This is a genomic window from Xenorhabdus hominickii (assembly GCF_002632725.1).
GTDB classification, from domain to species: domain Bacteria; phylum Pseudomonadota; class Gammaproteobacteria; order Enterobacterales; family Enterobacteriaceae; genus Xenorhabdus; species Xenorhabdus hominickii.
Window position 1 is genome coordinate 279,838 of sequence record NZ_NJAI01000004.1, and the last position, 20,885, is coordinate 300,722.

A 20,885-nucleotide genomic window follows, 5' to 3' on the forward strand; every position below is an offset into this window, starting at 1 on the left:
ATGAGTAATAACGAACTGACTTTATTAAAATTAAGACAAGCGGTACTCCAGAAAAAAATTAAAGAACGCATCCAAAATAGTCAGGTAGAGGAAAAGAGCCAGATTGCTCCGAGAAGTGCTGATCAACAAACGCTCCCGCTATCTTGGGCACAACAGCGGCTGTGGTTCTTAGCGCAGTTAGATCCGGCCGCACAGACGGCATACCATATTCCCGGTGGCTTGCGTCTGCAAGGTCATCTGGATCTGAATGCCCTGCAAGCCGCTCTGGACAAGATTGTCGTTCGCCATGAAATTTTGCGTACCACCATTAAAATGGTCGACAGCCAAGCCCAACAAGTCATTGGCAAACCTAATAATGGCTTCTCTTTGACCGTGGAGGATCTCAGCCATCTGCCTTCGGCTGAGCAGCAAACAGCCATTGAAAACATCGTCCAGCGTGAAACCAACCAGCCATTCGATTTTGCACAAGGCCCCCTGATCAGGGGCCGGCTGCTCCGACAAGCAGAAAATGACCATATTTTGCTGTTAACCCAACATCACATTATTTCCGATGGTTGGTCACTCAATATTCTGATGCACGAATTGTCCACGCTTTACCACGCATTCAGCGAGGGACAAAATGATCCCCTGCCACCCCTGACACTCCAATATGCCGACTATGCCCTTTGGCAACGGCAGTGGCTACAGGGAGAAGTGCTGGAAAAACAGGTGAATTTCTGGCGTGATGCATTGCAGGGCGCGCCGGCACTTTTAGAGTTACCCACCGACCGACCACGCCCGGAGAAACAAAGTTATGCCGGCGGATGCGTCACTATCACTTTGCCACCTGAAATCAAGGCCGGATTAAAAACCCTGAGCCAACGTCATGGTACAACGTTATTTATGACGTTGATGGCAGGATGGGCAACATTGCTCTCCCGTCTCAGCGGCCAAACAGACTTAGTGATAGGTACACCCGTTGCCAACCGGCAACACCGCGAATTGGAGCCGCTGATCGGCTTCTTCGTCAATACGCTGGCACTGCGGGTTCAGTTGGATGACAATCCGAGTGTAAAAGATCTGTTGGCACGAGTGAAAGCACATGCCCTGAAAGCCTATGCCCACCAAGATCTACCGTTCGAACAACTGGTCGAAGCGCTGCAACCTCCGCGTAGTCTGAGCCACAGCCCGATTTTTCAGGTTATGATGTCAGTGGATAACACGCCGGGGCAACAGAGTATTGAATTGCCGGATGTGACGATCAGTGAAATCAATCTCACCGAAAGCAGCTCGCATTTCGATCTTTCACTTTCCATGAATGATACTGATAACGGCTTAGTCGGTGAGCTGGAGTACGCCAGTGATCTGTTTGACCCTGCCAGCGTTGAACGCATTGCCAGTTACCTGCAAACCCTGCTGACGGCGATGGTTGAAGATGATTCGCAGCGGGTGGAAGATTTGCCTCTGTTGCAACCTCAGCAACGTGCCCAAGTTTTGGTGGATTTTAATGAGACGGCTCTGGACTATCCGCATCTGTCCTCACCGTCACAGACCATCCTGATCCACCAGCTATTCGAACAACAAGCAGAACGGACACCGGATGCCATTGCGTTAATGTTTGGTGAGCGTCAGCTGACTTACGCCGAACTGAACCACCAAGCCAACCAACTGGCTCACCATCTGATCGCCTCTGGCGTGCGCCCCGATGACCGTATTGCTATTTGTGCCGAGCGCAGTCTGGATATGATCAGCGGCATATACGCGATCCTCAAGGCGGGTGCAGGTTATATTCCCCTCGATCCGGAATACCCCGCTGAACGGCTGGCCTACCAGTTGACGGACAGCAAACCCGCATTATTACTCACTCAGCAGCATTTACAGGCTCGGTTGCCGCTCCAGGATATGGCGGTCTGGTTGCTGGATGATGACCATCATCGGCAGCGCGTCGCGAAACAACCGGTCCAAAATCCTGATGCCCGCCAAATGGGACTCCAGCCACACCATCTGGCCTACATCATTTATACCTCCGGTTCGACCGGACAACCGAAAGGCGTGATGCTGGAACACCGCAATGTGGTGAACTTTATTCATGCCCAGCGCCAGACCAGCGATCCTCAACTGGGGGATCGCATCCTGCAATTTGCCACCGTGGCATTCGATACTTCGGTGTCTGATATTTTCCCGACCCTTGCCTCCGGCGCTACGCTGGTGCTGCGGCCACCCCATATCCGCATACCGGACATCACCTTTGTCGATTTCCTGCGAGAACAACAGATCACCATTATGGATATGCCCACCGCCTTCTGGCACCACTGGGTACAGGAGATGATGGCGGGGCGCAGCGGTTTCAGCCCGTACCTGCGTACCATTATTGTCGGCGGCGAAAAGGCGGAATACCGCCATTTAATCAACTGGCTCTCCAGCCCGGAAACCCAGGCGTGCCGCTGGATCAACTCCTATGGCCCGACCGAAACGACGGTGATTGCCACCACATTATCGCTGGACAGCAAAGAGCCCCTGCCGCTCGAAAATACCATTCCGATTGGCTATCCGTTGCCCAATACCCGCATTTACATTCTGGATACGCACGGCCAGCCGGTTCCCATCGGCGTCAGTGGCGAAATCCATATTGCCGGCGCGGGGGTGGCGCGGGGTTACCTGAACCGCCCCGATTTAACGGCCGAGAAATTTGTTGCCGATCCGTTCAATCAACAGCCTGATGCCCGGATGTATCAAACCGGTGACCTGGGCCGCTGGCTGCCCAATGGCGCCATTGAGTATCTGGGGCGCAATGATTTTCAGGTCAAAATCCGGGGCTTCCGCATTGAACTGGGGGAAATTGAAACCCAACTGGCGGCCTGTGCAGGGGTCAGCGATGCGGTGGTGATCGCCCGTGAAGAAGGCCGGGGGGATAAGCGGCTGGTGGCCTACGTGATCCCGCAATCGGGGGTCACACTCAGCCCGTCTCACCTGCGTGAACAACTGAGCAGCAGCCTGATGGAGCATATGCTCCCCAGTGCCTTTGTCATGCTGGACGCGTTCCCGATGTCTGCCAACGGCAAATTGGATCGCAAAGCCCTGCCGGCACCGGATCAGGCGGCGGTGGTCAGCCGTGAATACCAAGCGCCAGAAGGCGACACTGAGCAGCAATTGGCGGCCGTCTGGCAATCACTGCTCGGTCTGGAGCAAGTCGGCCGTCATGACAATTTCTTTGAGTTGGGCGGGCATTCCCTGCTGGTCGTCAACCTGATCGAAGAGCTGCGCCAACAAGGTCTGTCCCTTGATGTCAGCACCGTTTTTTCTGCTCCCACTCTGGCGGCCATGAGCGCACTCGTGAGTCAGAATAGTCATAAAACTACCACCGAGCAGGCGATTCCACCGAATCTGATCCGCGAAGACAGTCTTGCCATCACATCCGATATGCTACCGCTGGTGGAGTTAACCCAAAACCAAATTGACCAAATTGTCGCCCATGTCACGGACGGTATCGCCAATATTCAGGATATCTACCCGCTGGGACCATTACAGGAAGGCATTCTTTTCCATCATTTGCTGGAAAACGAGGGCGATCTCTATCTCGATAATCAATTGATGGTTTTTAATAGTCGATCACGGCTGGACAGCTTCTTGCAGGCAATCCAGCAAGTCATTGACCGCCATGATATTCTGCGTAGTGCCATTCATTGGAAAGAACTCCTTAAACCGGTGCAGGTTGTCTATCGCCGTGCGCCATTGCCCATGATTGAACATATACTCTTAACAGAAAAAAGTGCCTCAGCAGCAGAAAGCGCCGAAATACAATTACGCCGTCTTACTGACCCGCGCTCAGTGCGGATGGATATTACCCAAGCGCCACTGCTGGCGGCGCATATCGCCCAAGATCCAGAATCGGGACAGTGGCTGCTCTCCCTGCTCTATCATCACTTGGTCTGCGACCACATTTCGCTCGATATGATATTCAGTGAAGTGCAAACCCTGCTTCTGGGAGAGAGTGACAAACTGCCAGCGCCCCTGCCTTACCGCAATTTTATCGCTCAGATCCGCAATGTCCCGCTGGAGGCTCATCAAGCCTATTTCCGCGAGCTGTTGGGTGATGTGGAAGAACCAACCCTGCCCTTTGGTTTACTGGATGTGCAGGGTGGAAGTCTCAATGAAATAACAGAAGATATTTTCACGCTAGACAACGAGCTGGCTAACAACCTGCGCGGTTGCGCCCGTCAATTGGGAATGAGCTCTGCTGTGCTGTTCCATGTGGCGTGGGCACAGGTCTTGGCGCGATGCAGTGGACGGGACGACGTCGTATTCGGTACCGTTTTGTTGGGCCGCTTGCAGGGAGGAGCTGGTGCAGCCGAAGTGCTCGGTATGTTTATCAATACCCTGCCTATCCGCATTCGCTTACAAACACGCACCGTTAAGCAGGCGGTACAGGAAACTTATCAGCAGTTAAGCGCATTGCTGGGGCACGAACAGGCCCCATTGGCGGTGGCACAACGTTGCAGCGGCATTCAGGCTCCCCTGCCACTGTTTAACAGCCTGCTCAACTTCCGCCATAGCCCGCGTGACGATGAACAATCCAACTCACTGGCTTGGGAAGGCATTCAGGAGCTGAATGGTGAAGAACGCAGTAACTACCCGTTGTCGTTAGACGTGGATGATTTTGACGATGGATTTGCTCTCACCGCCCAATGCAGTCAGCAAATTAATCCGGCTCGCATCAATGCTTATATGAATGCCGCTCTGAAAAGTATTGTGGCTGCGCTGCAATACGCGCCAGAGCAAGCCATTAGCGCGCTCGATATCCTGCCATCAGCAGAGCGCACGCAGTTGTTGGTGGACTTTAACGCAACCCAACTGACTTATCCGCAGGACAGTCTGATCCACCAACTGTTCGAGCAGCAGGTTGAGCGCACACCGGATGCCATCGCGTTGGTATCTGGCGAAAACCAATTGAGTTATACAGAGCTGAACCAGCACGCCAATCAATTGGCACACCTCTTGATTGCTGCCGGCATACGCCCCGATGATCGGGTGGCAATTTGTGCCGATCGCAGTCTGGACATGATTATTGGCATGTACGCGATCCTCAAGGCGGGTGCGGGTTATGTTCCGCTCGATCCAGAATATCCGACCGAACGACTGGCCTATCAATTATCGGATAGCCAACCGGCTTTATTGCTGACTCAGCAACATTTACAGGCTCGCCTGCCAATACAGGAAATGCCTGTTTGGCTGTTGGATGATGAAACCCATCAAGCAAGTGTGTCAAAACAGCCTGCGCATAATCCTGATATTGAGAGAATAGGCCTTCAACCGCACCATCTGGCTTATATCATCTATACTTCCGGCTCAACCGGACAACCGAAAGGCGTGATGCTGGAACACCGTAATGTGGTGAGCTTTATCCATGCCCAACGCCAGACCAGCGAACCTCAATTAGGGGATCGCATCCTGCAATTTGCCACCGTGGCGTTTGATACCTCAGTATCAGATATTTTCCCGACCCTTGCTTCCGGTGCCACGCTGGTTCTGCGTCCGTCTCATATCCGCATACCGGACATGACGTTTGTCGATTTCTTGCGGGAACAACAGATCACCATCATCGATCTGCCGACTGCCTTCTGGCATCACTGGGTACAGGAGATGATGGCGGGTCGCAGCGGTTTCAGTCCTTATCTGCATACCGTGATTATCGGGGGTGAAAAAGCAGAGTACCGTCATTTAATGGGCTGGCTGTCACGTCCGGAGACACAATCCTGCCGTTGGCTTAACTCCTACGGCCCGACCGAAACCACCGTGACCGCCACAACTTTGACGCTAGATGATAAACAGATACTGACTGTCACCGACAACATTCCCATTGGGTATCCGATGCCCAATGCACGCATCTATATTTTGGATGCCCACGGTCAGCCCGCACCTGTCGGCGTGAGCGGCGAAATTCACATTGGTGGCATGGGCGTCGCCCGTGGTTATCTGAACCGGCCGGAACTGACCGCAGAAAAATTTGTTGTCGATACTTTCAGCGAACAGCCCAACGCCCGCATGTATAAGACCGGCGATTTAGGGTGCTGGTTACCAAATGGCATGATTGATTATCTGGGGCGCAACGATTTTCAGATCAAAATACGCGGCTTCCGCATTGAGCTGGGGGAAATCGAGGCACAACTGGCGGCTTGTAACGGAGTCAGTGATGTTGTTGTGATCGCCCGCGACGAATCCCGTGAAGAAAAAAAGAATGGTGACAAACGTCTGGTGGCCTATGTGATCCCACATACCGGCATCACCCTGACACCGGCCGATCTGCGCGAGCAACTCAGCACCCGCCTGATGGAATATATGCTTCCCAGTGCCTTTGTCATGCTGGATGCCTTCCCCCTCTCCGCCAACGGTAAGTTAGATCGTAAAGCGTTGCCCGCTCCCGATCATACTGCTACTGTCAATCGTGAATACGAAGCACCACAAGGCGAAATCGAACAGAAATTGGCGGCCGTCTGGCAATCCCTGCTGGACTTGGAACACGTCGGACGCCACGATAATTTCTTTGAATTGGGTGGGCATTCACTGCTGGTCGTCAGCCTGATTGAACAACTGCGTCAGCAAGGGCTATCCATTGATGTCAGTGCCGTCTTCTCTGCTCCGACACTGGCTGCCATGAGCTCACGCCTGAACCGGAACAGTGAACAAGACACGGCAGCCCAAGCTATTCCACCAAACCTGATCCGCGAAGACAGCCTTACCATTACGCCCGAAATGCTGCCTCTTGTGGAATTAACCCAAGCACAGATTGACCAGATTGTTGACCGCGTACCGGGCGGTACCGCCAACATTCAGGATATCTACCCGTTGGGGCCATTACAGGAAGGTATTCTGTTCCATCATTTGCTGGAAGAGGAAGGCGATACCTATCTCGAAAACATCCTGATGAACTTTGACAGTCGGGAACGGCTGGATAGTTTCTTGCAGGCACTCCAGCAGGTGATTGATCGACATGATATTCAGCGCAGTGCCTTCCATTGGCAGGAACTCCCTACGCCAGTGCAAGTCGTCTACCGCCATGCACCATTACCCATTACTGAACTCACTCTCTCAGCAGGGGAAAATGCCGAAACACAATTACAGTGCCTTACCGATCCGCAAACAATCCGGCTGGATATTACCAAAGCGCCACTGTTGGCAGCCAACATTGCCAAAGATCCCGATTCAGGGCTGTGGTGGCTGAGCCTGCTGCATCACCATCTGGTTTGTGACCACCTGTCACTGGAAATCATTTTCGGTGAAGTACAAGCATTACTCTTGGGTGAAGAAGCGAATCTGCCCGCGCCCCTACCTTACCGCAATTTTATTGCCCAGATCCGCAAAGTGCCGATTGAGGTACACAAGGCTTATTTTCAACAATTACTGGGAGATGTAGAAGAGCCGACCCTGCCCTTTGGTTTACTGGATGTACAGGGTGGCAAACGCGATGAGCACGATGAAATAGTGGAAAATATCCTCACGCTGGATGACGAACTTGCTCAGCAGATCCGCGACTGCGCCCGTCAACAGGGGATCAGCGCTGCGGTGCTGTTCCATGTAGTATGGGCACAGGTATTGGCACAATGCTGCGGCCGTGATGATGTGGTATTCGGTACCGTATTACTGGGTCGCTTACAGGGCGGGATGGGCGCATCCCAAGTACTTGGGATGTTTATCAATACCCTGCCTGTTCGTATTCGTTTGCAGGATCGCAATGTTGGGCAAGTGGTACAGGAAACTTATCAGCACTTAAGCGAGTTGCTGGATCATGAACAGACGCCGTTGGCGATTGCACAGCGTTGCAGTGGCATTCAGGCATCATTGCCACTGTTTAACAGCCTGCTCAATTTCCGCCATAGCCCGCGTGATGATGAACAATCCAGTTCACCGGCCTGGGACGGCATTCAGGAAATGGAAAGTGAAGAGCGCAGCAACTACCCACTGTCGCTGGATGTGGATGATTTTGATGATGGATTCGAGCTCACAGCGCAATGTAGCCAGCAAGTTGATCCTGTACGCATTAATGCTTATGTCAACACCGCGCTAAAAGGCATTGTGGCCACACTGCAAACTGCTCCTGAAAAAGCAATCCAATCAATCGATATCCTGCCACTGGCAGAACGTACCCAATTACTGGAGACGTTTAACGACACCGCACTGGACTATCCGCAGGATAAGTTGATCCATCAACTGTTCGAGCAACAAGCGGAACTCACACCGGATGCCACCGCTTTGGTATTTGGCGATACACAATTGAGTTATGCAGAACTGAACCGCCACGCCAACCAACTGGCGCATAGCCTGATTGCGTCTGGCGTACGTGCTGATGATCGTATCGCTATCTGTGCTGATCGCAATCTGGACATGATTATTGGCATGTACGGGATTCTCAAGGCGGGCGCGGGCTACATTCCACTCGATCCGGAATATCCTCTCGACCGGCTGGCTTATCAGTTAACAGACAGCAAGCCGGTGTTACTGCTGACCCAGACACATTTGCAGGCTCGTTTGCCGCTACAGGACGTGAATGTCTGGCTGTTAGATAACGAAAAACATCGGGAAAACGTGGCACAACAGCCTGAGCATAATCCTGATGCCAGTCAGATAGGGCTACAGCCGCATCATCTGGCTTATATCATCTATACTTCCGGCTCAACCGGACAACCGAAAGGCGTGATGCTGGAACACCGCAATGTGGTGAATTTTATCCACACCCAACACAAAACCAGTGAACCGCAGGCCGGAGATCGCATACTGCAATTTGCCACCGTGGCATTTGATACTTCGGTGTCAGATATTTTCCCTACCCTCGCCTCCGGCGCTACGCTGGTTCTGCGCCCGGCTCATATCCGCGTACCGGATGCAGATTTTGTCACTCTGCTGAATGAGCAACAGATCACCATCATCGATCTCCCGACCGCCTTCTGGCATCACTGGGTACAGGAGATGACAGCGGGTCGCAGTGGTTTCGGCCAATACCTGCGCACGGTTATTGTCGGCGGTGAGAAAGCAGAACTCCGCCATTTGCTGAGTTGGCACGCCATGCCGGAAACGCAGTCCTGCCGCTGGATTAACTCCTATGGCCCAACCGAGACGACAGTCATCGCCACAACGCTGATGCTGGACAATCAACACACTGTGCCTATCACTGATAACATCCCGATTGGTTATCCGTTGCCCAATACCCGCATTTATATTCTGGATACGCTCGGACAACCGGTCCCATTGGGTGTCAGCGGTGAAATCCATATCGGTGGTGCCGGCGTGGCCCGTGGTTACCTGAACCGATCCGATTTAACGGCGGAGAAATTTGTTGCCGACCCGTTCAGCCGACAGCCTGATGCCCGTATGTATAAAACCGGTGACCTGGGCCGCTGGCTGCCCAATGGCATGATTGAATATCTGGGACGCAATGATTTTCAGGTCAAGCTGCGCGGTTTCCGCATTGAATTGGGTGAGATAGAAAATCAACTGGTTCAATGTCAGGGCGTACTTGAAGCTATCGTCCTTGTGCGCGAAACAGCCTCTGATGATAAGCGCCTCATCGCCTATGTGCAGCCTCAATCCGGTATCAGCCTTGTCCCCAGCGAACTGCGACAACAGCTTGCCCAACATCTGGCGGACTATATGCTTCCCAGCGCATTTGTGACACTCGATGCCTTCCCGCTCACATCCAATGGCAAAATTGACCGTCAGGCATTCCCTGCCCCTGACCAGTCCGCCATCGTAGTACGTGGCTATGAAGCGCCACAAGGTGAAGTGGAAAGCACACTGGCCCAGATTTGGCAGAACCTGCTGGGCTTAGAACGTGTCAGCCGCCATGACCACTTCTTCGAGCTGGGCGGGCATTCCCTGCTAATCCTGAAAGCCTGTTCGCTGGCAGTAGAAAAATTCGGGCTGGAACAGCGAATGATGGCACGTTTGATGACATTCACCACCATTAAAGAGCAGGCTCGCATCATTGAAAACCGTGATAATGCTGATGTTGGCTCAATGGTCGGTTTGTCACAAAACACTGGGGCGAAACCGCTGTTCTTTGCCCCGGGCGCGGGCGGGCAAGTGCTTTATCTTCGTGAACTGGCGACAGAATTAGAGGGAGATTACTCTGTTTGGGGTATGCAATCCCCCGAATTAGACGGTAGTCACACTCATTTACAGAGCCTTGAAGCAATGGCTGATGTGATGATCGACGATATGAAAAAAGTCCAGCCAACCGGCCCTTATTACTTGGGTGGACATTCATTCGGCGGCTGGCTCGCATTTGAAATGGCTCGTCAGCTCGTCCAACAAGGTGAAGAAATTGCCTTGCTGGCTTTAGTCGATAGCGAACCACCCCTTGAAAACTTCGCACCGAAGGATGAATTAGAATGGTCTGACAGCCGTTGGATGGCCGAATTTGGCAATGTGCTTGCCGCACTTAAGGGCGCAGAAGATCACTTCACTGAGGAAGAATTCCAGTCGATGACAGAAAAGGCGCAAATCGATAGCTTGCGCCTGCGCCTGATCGAAGAGGAGCTCTTGCCATCTCAGCTTGAACCTGAAGAAATCGCAACTTATGTGCGTGTATTCAAGTCTCATTCGTTAGCGCATTACCAGCCACAAGACCGCTATTCCGGGAGTGTTCACTTGCTCTTAGCGAGTGATAACCAAGAAGATGAGGAATTGGAGACATTTGTCGAGAGCATAATCACCGGATGGGAAACCTTAGTAACTGGTGAGGTAGTACCACAGCGTTTAGCCGGAGATCACATCACCATGATGCGCCATCCTTTCGTTCAGGATCTGGCATCAGCTATCGCGAGTGTGGAGAAGTAAACATATAGCTAAACAACTCCCGCCTTATTAGGAAGGCGGGAGTTTAAACCAGAGGCTAATGCCCTTTTCGATAGTCAGGGGAAAAATGGACGGTTAACGTATACAGCGTTCTATTGCCACCACCGAGCCATACTCTCCTGCATAAAAGATATTTGCAGAAAAACTATCGCTACAGCCATATTTTGAGTTCTTACTACTGTGATATTAGCTTAGAGCCTAATAGGACAGGAGCTTAATTAAATTGCTGTTTTATTAATGCCCTGCCCTTACAGAGCCAATAATATCAATCCGTTATGTCAACGGACCATTCTATGGCGCAATTGCCCTGATTTCTCCCTTCTCTCCCTGCTGTTGCGGTGACGGTATAAATCCAAGTTTAATCAGGTAATTGATATAACAAAAGAGCAGTTTCTTGTTCGATGGGGGATATTGAATTCCACTGCCACGCAGTAAATCAGTCGTTATCTCCGTGGCATATTTGGCTCTTTCATTCATTTCCATGCCGTTATGGATCAGGGCCAGCAGGTCAGTAAAAGAGGAACGATAAGGCTGGCCATTGTAATAAAGTCGATTTTGTGTCAACGCCTCCATGTAAATATCGTTGCCAATGGTTTCAATGCGGTATCCAAACTCCCGCAGACTGGAAACGATGTCGTTAAACGTCATCGGGTCTGGATCTGTGAGATGAAGGGTTTTGCCATCAAATTTTTCGATATACAAAATGGAATACAGTGAGGCTTTTACGACGTAATCAACGGGCACGATGTCAAAATCTTCCTGCGCGCTGAAAGTCAGGCCAGTTTCGACCAATGCCCGGACGCACAATGATCCACTAAAGCCCTTTTTTACCCGCCTGATGAATGGCTTGTTCCGATTCAAATTTGGTACGCGCGTAGCTCATGCCATCGAATCGCTGGCCTACATCAAGATCCGATTCACGCAACGTAAAATTGGCACGATACAGATGATCTCCCACCATACTAAAACTGGATGTATAGAGCATCGGTATATTGCCTTGAAGACAGAACTCAATGACATGATGTGTGCCCTGCACGTTAACGGGTGCAAGTTTACTGTAAGCTGCCATCAAATTAGTCCAAGCCGCAAAATGGATAACTCGGTCAATTTTGACCGTCAACTCTGAATAAAGTACTTCCGTCAGCCCAAGATTTTTTGGGTAGTGTCACCCAATATGGGAATGATCCGATGGATCATGTTTTGGCTCTGTTTCGCCTGATCGTAGGCAAACAAAAAATTTGCTAAACGCGCCAGTGCCTGCTGATTATTTTCAGCTCTGATCAGGCAATAAACATCGGCATCCGTTGTGGTCAGAATTTCAAGTAAGATTCGTCCTCCCACAACCCCCGTTGCACCCGTAATTAATATATTCTTGATATCCTTTTTGACGTTGCTAAGCATGTTTATCCCCTATAATCAGATGAAAAGACGAAATCGGCTTCGTCTTTTCTCTGTTTTCAATTTCCTCTATTTTTATACCCAATCTTTTAATACCAACGGAAGATCTTCATCCCCATAATAAATGTTACAATCCCAATTAAGCTCAAAATAATGGCTGCGGGGATAACCTGCATAACATCACTGCCTTCAATAAATATCTTGCGCATATTGTCAGCCAGAATCGTCAATGGCAGGTATTCAATGATGTCTGCCATCCACGGCGGGAATTTTTTGTAACTGAAAAAGATCCCTGACAACAAAATTTGTATCAGGATAGATACTTCCAACAGGCCATTGGCCGTTTGTGCCTTACGGGCACGGGATGCCACCAGCACCGCCAGACCCGAAAAACAGATATTTCCCGTCAATAACAACAACAGGAAGGCATAGAAAGATCCCTGCATCACGACATCAAAGTAGACCTCCGCAAACAGGTAGATGATTAATATCTCAGTGAAATTGATGATGAGACACGCAAGGATGTGCGCCATCAGGAACGTGGATTTTCGCATCGGCGTAATGCACATCTGGCGCGTTACCCGCGCGATGCGTTTCTCTGCCAGCGCCCAGCCAACTGCAATCAGACAGGTTTCCATGATTGCCATCGCCAATAACCCCGGCACCAGAAAATCCAGATAACGTAGTCCCGGTGTTTCCAGAATAGACAAATTATCTTTTGCCTGTTTTCCTTCCTGCTGATTAAGCAGGTAGTAGGTCAGCAGGGCATCACTGTTTTGTGGGTCAAGATAGTGGATACGTTTACCCTCCGCATCCTGTTCAATGAACATCTCGATGTCCCCACGTTTTAGCCCCAGCACCACAGCATCATGATTGGGGTAATATGTGATGTTATATTTGACTCTCACCAACTTATCGCGCTTGATGTCATCTTTATTGATAATGCCAGAAATGGTATGTTCCTGTGCAGTAAGCTGCTCTCCCCACTGTTTTATTTTCTGCTGTTCGACAATTTCCGTGGGCAGGATAATACCAATGTCCCGTTCAGGCACATCTTGAGAAGAAAACGACACCCCCAATAACCAAACCAGCAAAAGCGGAAAACCAAATGACCAGAATAGGATCTCCGGCTCACGAATATATTGACGGAATTGGGTATTCATCAAGTTAATCAAGGCATTATTCATGGAATCGTCTCCCTGCCAAGGTCATGAACAAGTCATCCAACGTTTTCTTCCTGATCATCAATTCAAGGATGTCAGCGTTGGCTTGTTTAGCAAAATCAAAAAGGTAAGCCACAAAACTGGCTGAGTCCTCGATCAACATGCAGAATTTGTTTTTTCTCTCATCATATTCATAGCTCAATACTTGCTCATGCTGGCCCAGTTCCTGAAAACGTTCCGGAAAATGGGTAACGAATTCAATGAGCTCGCCGTTGCAATGCTTTTTCAACAACTCATTCATACTGCCCTGAGTGATAATCTCACCTTTATTCATGATACAAATGCGGTCACAGAGATATTCAGCCTCTTCCATATAATGGGTGGTCAGGATCATCGTTGAATGCTTTTCACGATTGAGTTTGCGCAGAATGTCCCATGTATCATGGCGAAAGCGCGGATCAAGCCCCGTGGTAGGTTCATCCAGAATGAGAATTTCCGGTTCATTCATGATGGCCACACCAAGCGCAAGCCGTTGGCGTTGACCGCCCGATAGTCCTTCCGCATAGGTTTTGCGCTTTTCTGTCAGCTCAACCAACTCCATCACTTCCTGCGCCCGCTTGCGTGAACAGCCATAAAAGCTGCCAAACAGATTCAGTATCTCCTCAACTTTCAGTTTATTGATGAACAAGGTTTCCTGTAGAACACCACTAAGACGCTGGCGCAAGTAAAACGCATCTTGCTGCCAGGTTTTGCCCAATACCCGAACGGAGCCTGAATCCGGTTTTTTCAACCCTTCCAATATCTCAACCAATGTCGTTTTGCCGGCACCATTTGGCCCCAGCAAGCCCAAAAATTCCCCTCGATAAACATCCAGAGAAACCCCTTTCAGTGCCTGAAAGTCTTTGTAGTGTTTTTTGACCTGTTCAAACTCAATCACTTTCTCAGTATTGCGCTGCATATCGTGTTGAATACCCATAAGATTCTCTATTTGATGATAGATTGGGAAAGAGATGATAATTTAGCCTTCAGCAACCCTGTAAAACGCGCCATTCCCTCCTGATTGAAACAGCAACAATAGATCTGCATGATTGGTTTACCTTCCTTAGAAAGTGTGACATAGATATTGACCGAGTCATTTTCCCATTGAGTGGAAACAGACTGCGTGGAAATTGCCTGATTGGACAGCATGTGATGTTCTTGATGTTCACTTTCCCAGTAAGAACTGAGACGTAACCCCCCCGGACTTGAATCAGTGACAGCGGCTTTGAAAACATCCTGCAACAGGTTGATGTTAATTGTCGGAGCAGAAACCCCTGCACTGCCTTGAGTGCGATCCGAACGTCGCATAATGGATTGCGGAGGTTGAGGCTCCATAAACAGAAGATCGGCCAGAAAACGGGGGTAGAGCTTGGCTCGTCGGAAAATTTTGCTGTAAAGCCGGCTACCGGCACGGATTGCCAGAGAGTAAATTTTCGGGCTGGTATGCCAACGTTGCTCAGCCATAATGCCAACGGGCATACTCCACGGGCATTCCATATGATCATAAGCGAGTAAAATCTTCTCCCTGACCTGTTCTAACAGGGCTATTGTTGCTTCTCCTGTTACTTTATCCTTTATGCCATCCATGCAGACAGGAACTGGCATAACACGCAACATCGGAACCATTAACGTCTCACTACCCGGTTGTTCCCGCCCTTCCAACACAGAATTGAGTGAAAAGCGTGACTGACCCGTCATTTCATGGATGACCTCAGCAACCAGCGTCAGAAATACCATCTGCAACGTCGCTCTTTGCTGTTTTGCCAAAACGTCCAGTTTTTCGTAACTATCATCAGGAAACGGCAGGTGGAACTCGTGATCCGTTAAGGTATCCTGATTGATGTAGCGGGCAGGAAAACACGCATAAGGGTATCCTTTCAGGTGGCTCCGCCAAAAAGCCAGATCCTGCTGCCCCTGACGCAGATAAATTTCCCGCTCACAGTGTACCCATTCACCAATCTGCATATTATCTGCAACACTTAACTGCGGCTTTCTTCCCTGACATCCCTGGGCATAAAGCCGCCATAATTGTTGTTCGAATAGATGAATTGCTCCCCCATCAGCCACAATATGGGGAAAACACAAAAATAATAGATGTTGTGCTTCTCCCAACCGGAAAAGCTGTGCCCGTAGATGAGGGGGCGATCTCAAGTTAAAGGGAGCCTTAAGTTGTCGGGCGTATTTGATAATATTCTGCTCCTGTTCATCGGCATCATGCCCTGACAGATCCCGAACAGGCAGGTCAAACTCCCCTACATAGCAAGTTCGCTGAATCGGAGCATAATCCAGAATTTCCGTGCGCAGGGAGATATGCGACTGAATCAGGGCATTGATGGATTGTTCCAGCAAAGTAATCCGCAATTCCCCTTCTATCATAATGACCAACTGATTGTTGGCCGTATTGCCAAGTGCGCTGGCGACAAACCAGAAACAGTGTTGGGCATATCCTAATGGGAACCACTCGCCTTGCGCTTTTTGCCTTGAATGTTTTTTTTCCCTTGAATGATGTGCTGTTTGGGTTGCTTGATCAATTTGAATCTGGATACTCATTTTCCCCCCTCCGGCATATCAACTTCATGGTTCTCCTGCGGTTTATTGCGCCGCTCTACCTGTTCAGCCAATTGGGCAATCGTGGCGTATTCGTAAATAAATCCCACCGGAAATGCCACTTGCAGCCGTTGTTTAATTTTAGCTATGATTTGCACGGCCATCATTGAATGACCGTTCAGCTCGAAGAAATCATCAAACACCCCTAATGGGCCAATTCCCATTTTCTCATGCCAAATATCAGCAATGATTGTTTCTGTCTGATTACGTGGTGGCTGATAATCTACGCTCAGTACCGGGCGGGGATACAATGTCTGTTCATTTATTTGTTGTATCGATTGTTGTGTCGAGGATGCTTGGCCACTCTTCTGCGTCGATGTCTTCACCATCGTTGCTGTCACCGCCCTCTCATCTTGTTCCTCCGAAATATTCACATCCGGCAACGGCAATCCACGGGTAGAAATGGCGTAAACACTGTCATTATGGGCCAACAGAGCTTCCAGTAACTGACACCCCTCATCCGGCAAAATGCCATGTTTAATACTTTCCTGTTCCTTATCATTCTGATACCACTGACTCATGCTATCCACAGCCATTCCCACGTCACGCCATGAATCCCAGCCAATGGCAAGGTAGCGGGTCTGTTCTTTCTTATTCGAACGATATTGATGGTGTAACAGGGCATAAGCATCTTCAAATGCGTTGGCTGCACAATAAGCAACCTGCCCGATTGAACCAACCGTGGAGGCCAGCGATGAGCATAAAACGAAAAAATCCAGTGGATGGCGTTTTAACCAGTTATCCAGTACCTGTGTTCCAATGACTTTTGACTTGAATACCTGTAAGGAGTCTTCAAAGCTGCGATTTTGGATCAACCCCGCATCCGCTATACCGGCAGAATGGAAAATGCCGTGGATTTGACCATACTGAATAACGATATCTGTCAGAGCCTTATTGATCCGACGGGCATCGGCCAGATCCGCTGAAATAACGGAAACGGAAGCCCCCATTTGCTGTAATTGTTGCAGTAAACGAATATGGCGAGACCGTTTGTTATTGCTATCATGATTCTCAATCCAGCTTGACCATTCGTTTTTTGGCGGCAATTCACTGCGACTGATAAAGATCAAATGAGGCTGATATTGGCTCGCCAGATGAGTTGCGATTGTGGCACCAATGCCGCCAAATCCGCCCGTGATCACGTAATTCCCGCCCTGCCTGAATAATGGTGACCGTGTGACCTCAGAGCCAGCGTTCGATGAGTCATCTATCAGCGCAGGTAATATGGCGGTTTCAATCAGTGGGATGTAACGCTGTCTGCCACGAAGTGCCACGATATTATTTTCTTTTGGATCTTCTCCTGGCTGTCCGAGGATTTCCGCCAGCAATGCCGAAACCAGCATGTTGGATGAAACAGGGCTAAGTAGAGGCAGTGACCATCGGTTGGCTGACAGGGCAATATCAATACTCTTACACTGCACCTGTTCAAATTCTTGAGGGATCACGCGACAAGGGCCAATCAGCAACGCTTTGGCGGGATCATTGCGATCATATTCTGAAATGGCGTGCAGTCGGTTAGAAAGAATGTTTATTTTGAACTGACTGGTGTCCAAGGATGTATCATGTTGATTTTCTATCCTGCCTACCGCTAATTGCCGGGCAATATGCAACAAAGACTCATAATTCGTGAATGCCGTCTGCAATGAAATGGTGGACGAACGTGTTATCGACCATGCGTGAACAATGTTGTTAATCTGAATTTTCTGGCGCTTAAACAAAGCCGCCAAAGCTTGATAATCTTCGCCCTGTTGCGGGTTAATCATGATCCGGCGCAACTGGGGATTTGCATTGAAATGCCGTCCTTGCACGACTTTCCAGACTTCTCCGCCAAGCTGTTCGAGCTGAGTAGTCAACCGCTTACCTACCCCCAGTCGATCCATAAAAATCAGGAAAACTTGCCCATGCAGGCTAATATTCCCCACCGATGAAGCGGCCATTTGCTTCCAGCGAATCTGGTGACTCCACTGTTCCAGTGGTAAACGTTTGCTACTTCTTAGCTCAGGACGAGTACTTAGCTCAGAATGATTACCAATTAATGATTCCAGGCTGTAACGCTGATGCTGGAATACATATCCGGGCAGAGGAAGACGACGGCGTTTCTCCTGTCGATAAAGAGCGGTCCAATCTACAGAGGCGCCCTGTTGCCACAGTTTTCCCAATACACTCAGTAAATGTTGCCGATCGGGAATATCCTGCTTGATATCGCGCGTACTGCTGAACACTTGTTGATGTGCCGAGACTCCCGTCATCTGCATTCTTGCCAGTCCGCTCAGGACACTGCCCGGCCCCACTTCCAGCAAGAGCTTGCTATTTGAGGAAACCGCACTTGAGGAAACAGTATTTGCAGACAGCAAGCACGCAATACCTTGTTTAAAGGCGACAGGTTCGCGTAACTGACGAACCCAGTAATCCGGTGAGGTTGCCTGTTCCGCACTGATCCACTCCCCCGTGATACAAGAGATAAATGGCAATTTCGGCGGTGACAGCGTAATCTCATTAAATGCCTGCCTGAACGATTCCAGACATTCATCCATCATGGCACTGTGGAAAGCATGGGAAGTATGCAACCTTCTGGCATCAATGCCCTCTGCCGTCAGGCGGGTTTCCAGTGCCAATACGGCTTCTGTTTCACCCGACACCACACACAATTCAGGCGCATTGTCAGCCGCCAATGTCACGCCATCAGTCAAATACCCTTGTAAGGCCTCGGTATTCAGTCCCACCGCCAACATTTTTCCCGTCGGCATCCGGTTCATCAGCTCTGCCCGTCTGACGACTATCGTCAAAGCATCTTCCAACGTAAATACGCCCGCAAGACAAGCTGCGACATATTCACCAATGCTGTGGCCGATACAGGCCGTCGGATGAATGCCCCACTCCATCAATAATTGGCTCAAGGAATATTCGACAACAAACAGAGCTGGCTGGGTATAGCGTGTTTGATACAGTGCGGACTCTTCACCACGTTCCGTAAGGTCAAATATCAACGGGCGAATATCTCGTCCCAGCAAGGGGAGCAAAATTTCCGCACACTCATCCACTACTGCCTTGAATCGCGTTTTGTGATCATTATTTACCTGATTACTACTTATCTGATCATAGTACCCCCGCATCATGCCGGAATATTGGGAGCCTTGCCCACTGAACATAAAGACAACCGATGAAGCAGTGGTACGTGCGATAGTTCCCTGTGAAAACTGAGACAAGTGATTATCCAGCGCAGCAATGGCCTGTGAATGATCATCACACACCAGATTATGCCGATACTCCATTTCACTGCGGCCAACATGCAGGGTATAAGCGATATCCGCTAATGGCAATTGAGCGGATTTTTCCAGCCAATGACGGAATTTTTTCAGATTCGCCTGCAAAGCCGCTGGGGATTTGGCGGAAAAGCAGAGCAATTGTTGCGGCCGGGCCGGTCCGGATGAAGGTGTATAGGCGGTTTCCTGCAAAATCATGTGGGCATTGGTTCCACCCACACCAAAAGAGCTGACTCCCGCCCGACGAATACTCTGACTCTGCCACTCTTGCCCTTCTGTCGGAATATAGAGTCTTGAACCCGTCAGGTTAATTTCAGGATTCAAACGGGTAAAGTTGACCGCTGGTGGCAGATAGCGGTGTGTCAACATCTGCGCGACTTTCATCACGCCTGTTACCCCCGCCGCAGAATCGGTATGACCAACATTGGCTTTGACCGAGGCCACGGCACAACGTTGCTGAGCTGATTTTTCTTGCGCTAATCCTTCCCGAACAGCAACGGCATCCTGATCATAAACATTAAGCAGGGCCTGCATCTCCATCGGATCACCAAGATGGGTAGCCGTGCCATGTGCTTCAATATAGCTGACACTCTCTGCCGATACCTCAGCGGCCAATAATGCCCGCTGAAGCACCACGGTCTGACCGGCTACGGAAGGTGCCGTAAACCCTATCTTTCCTGCTCCATCGTTATTGACCGCAGAACCTTTTATGACAGCATAAATGTTGTCGCCGCTATCCAAGGCATCCTGTAGCCGTTTCAGCACCACGACACCGACGCCATCACCACTCAACGTCCCCGACGAATCCGCATCAAAGGTACGACAGTGCCCATCATGAGACAGAATGCCACTGCTATCAAAGTGGTAACCGCTATGGGATGGGAAACCAATATGAACGCCAGCGCCCAGTGCCATGTCGCATTCTCCTGCCAATAAAGACTGGCAGGCGTAATGCAAAGCGACAAGCGAGCTGGAACAGGCTGAACCAATGGTCAGACTTGGCCCCCGCAGATTTAGTTTATAGGCGACCCGCGTTGATAGCAGGTCATTATTATTGCCAAATAACAGCATGTCTGACAAAAAATGCTGCATGGCGGATGGATATTTCAACAAATAGTGCAATAAATAACTGCTGCTGGAACTACTGCCGAAAACACCGATTGTCCCCGGATATTTATCCGAAACATAACCGGCATTTTCCAGTGCCAACCATGATGTTTCCAGCAGCAGACGCTGCTGTGGATCGATGACCTGTGCTTCTCGTGGTGAGTAACCGAAAAATTCAGCATCAAAATCTTCGGGATTATCCAATACTGACACATTACGGATAAAATCGGATCGCGAACGCGCTTCTATCGATATCCCCGCTGCATCCAGCTCAGCATCACTGAGGGGTCTGACGGATTCCACTCCCGCCGCGATATTTTGCCAAAACGCCTCGATATCATTGGCACCGGAATATTGACCCGCCATACCGATAATGGCAATTTCGAAGCCATTCATTTCAAAGTCATTCATTTCAAAACCATGCATCGATTCGTCTGATCCCATAGCTTGGACTTTATTTAACTCTGCATTGTTCATGATC

General features: G+C 50.0%; 6 protein-coding genes and 1 pseudogene. 1 reads left to right on the forward strand and 6 read right to left on the reverse strand.

The window, feature by feature from the left end:
- Entirely contained in the window at positions 1 to 10,809 is a 10,809-nt protein-coding gene (locus tag Xhom_RS13735; protein WP_069315180.1) for a non-ribosomal peptide synthetase, read from the forward strand.
- A 309-nt stretch (positions 10,810 to 11,118) separates the two neighbouring features.
- Here the strand turns inward: Xhom_RS13735 and Xhom_RS36600 are convergent, their stop codons facing one another.
- The 6 genes and pseudogenes from Xhom_RS36600 to Xhom_RS13760 form a co-directional block, all read right to left on the reverse strand.
- Positions 11,119 to 11,634 carry a hypothetical protein gene (locus Xhom_RS36600; protein ID WP_232326224.1) on the reverse strand — a complete coding sequence of 172 codons (516 nt, stop codon included), beginning with the start codon at positions 11,632 to 11,634 and terminating at the stop codon, positions 11,119 to 11,121.
- Positions 11,635 to 11,641: 7 nt separating this feature from the next.
- Positions 11,642 to 12,228 (reverse strand): annotated as a pseudogene (locus tag Xhom_RS45865) (SDR family oxidoreductase).
- Between the two features lie 86 nt (positions 12,229 to 12,314).
- A complete protein-coding gene (locus tag Xhom_RS13745; RefSeq protein WP_069315179.1) occupies positions 12,315 to 13,412 on the reverse strand; it encodes an ABC transporter permease in 1,098 nt (365 codons plus the stop codon).
- Positions 13,405 to 14,364 (reverse strand): ABC transporter ATP-binding protein, encoded by a 960-nt coding sequence (locus Xhom_RS13750; RefSeq protein WP_232326223.1) that lies wholly within the window; start codon positions 14,362 to 14,364, stop codon positions 13,405 to 13,407. Before Xhom_RS13750 ends, Xhom_RS13745 begins: the two co-directional genes overlap by 8 nt.
- Before the next feature lie 8 nt (positions 14,365 to 14,372).
- On the reverse strand, positions 14,373 to 15,977 hold the full coding sequence (locus tag Xhom_RS13755; RefSeq protein WP_069315178.1) for a condensation domain-containing protein: 1,605 nt from the start codon (positions 15,975 to 15,977) through the stop codon (positions 14,373 to 14,375).
- Positions 15,974 to 20,881 carry a type I polyketide synthase gene (locus Xhom_RS13760; protein WP_069315177.1) on the reverse strand — a complete coding sequence of 1,636 codons (4,908 nt, stop codon included), beginning with the start codon at positions 20,879 to 20,881 and terminating at the stop codon, positions 15,974 to 15,976. Before Xhom_RS13760 ends, Xhom_RS13755 begins: the two co-directional genes overlap by 4 nt.
- Between the last annotated feature and the right edge of the window lie 4 nt (positions 20,882 to 20,885).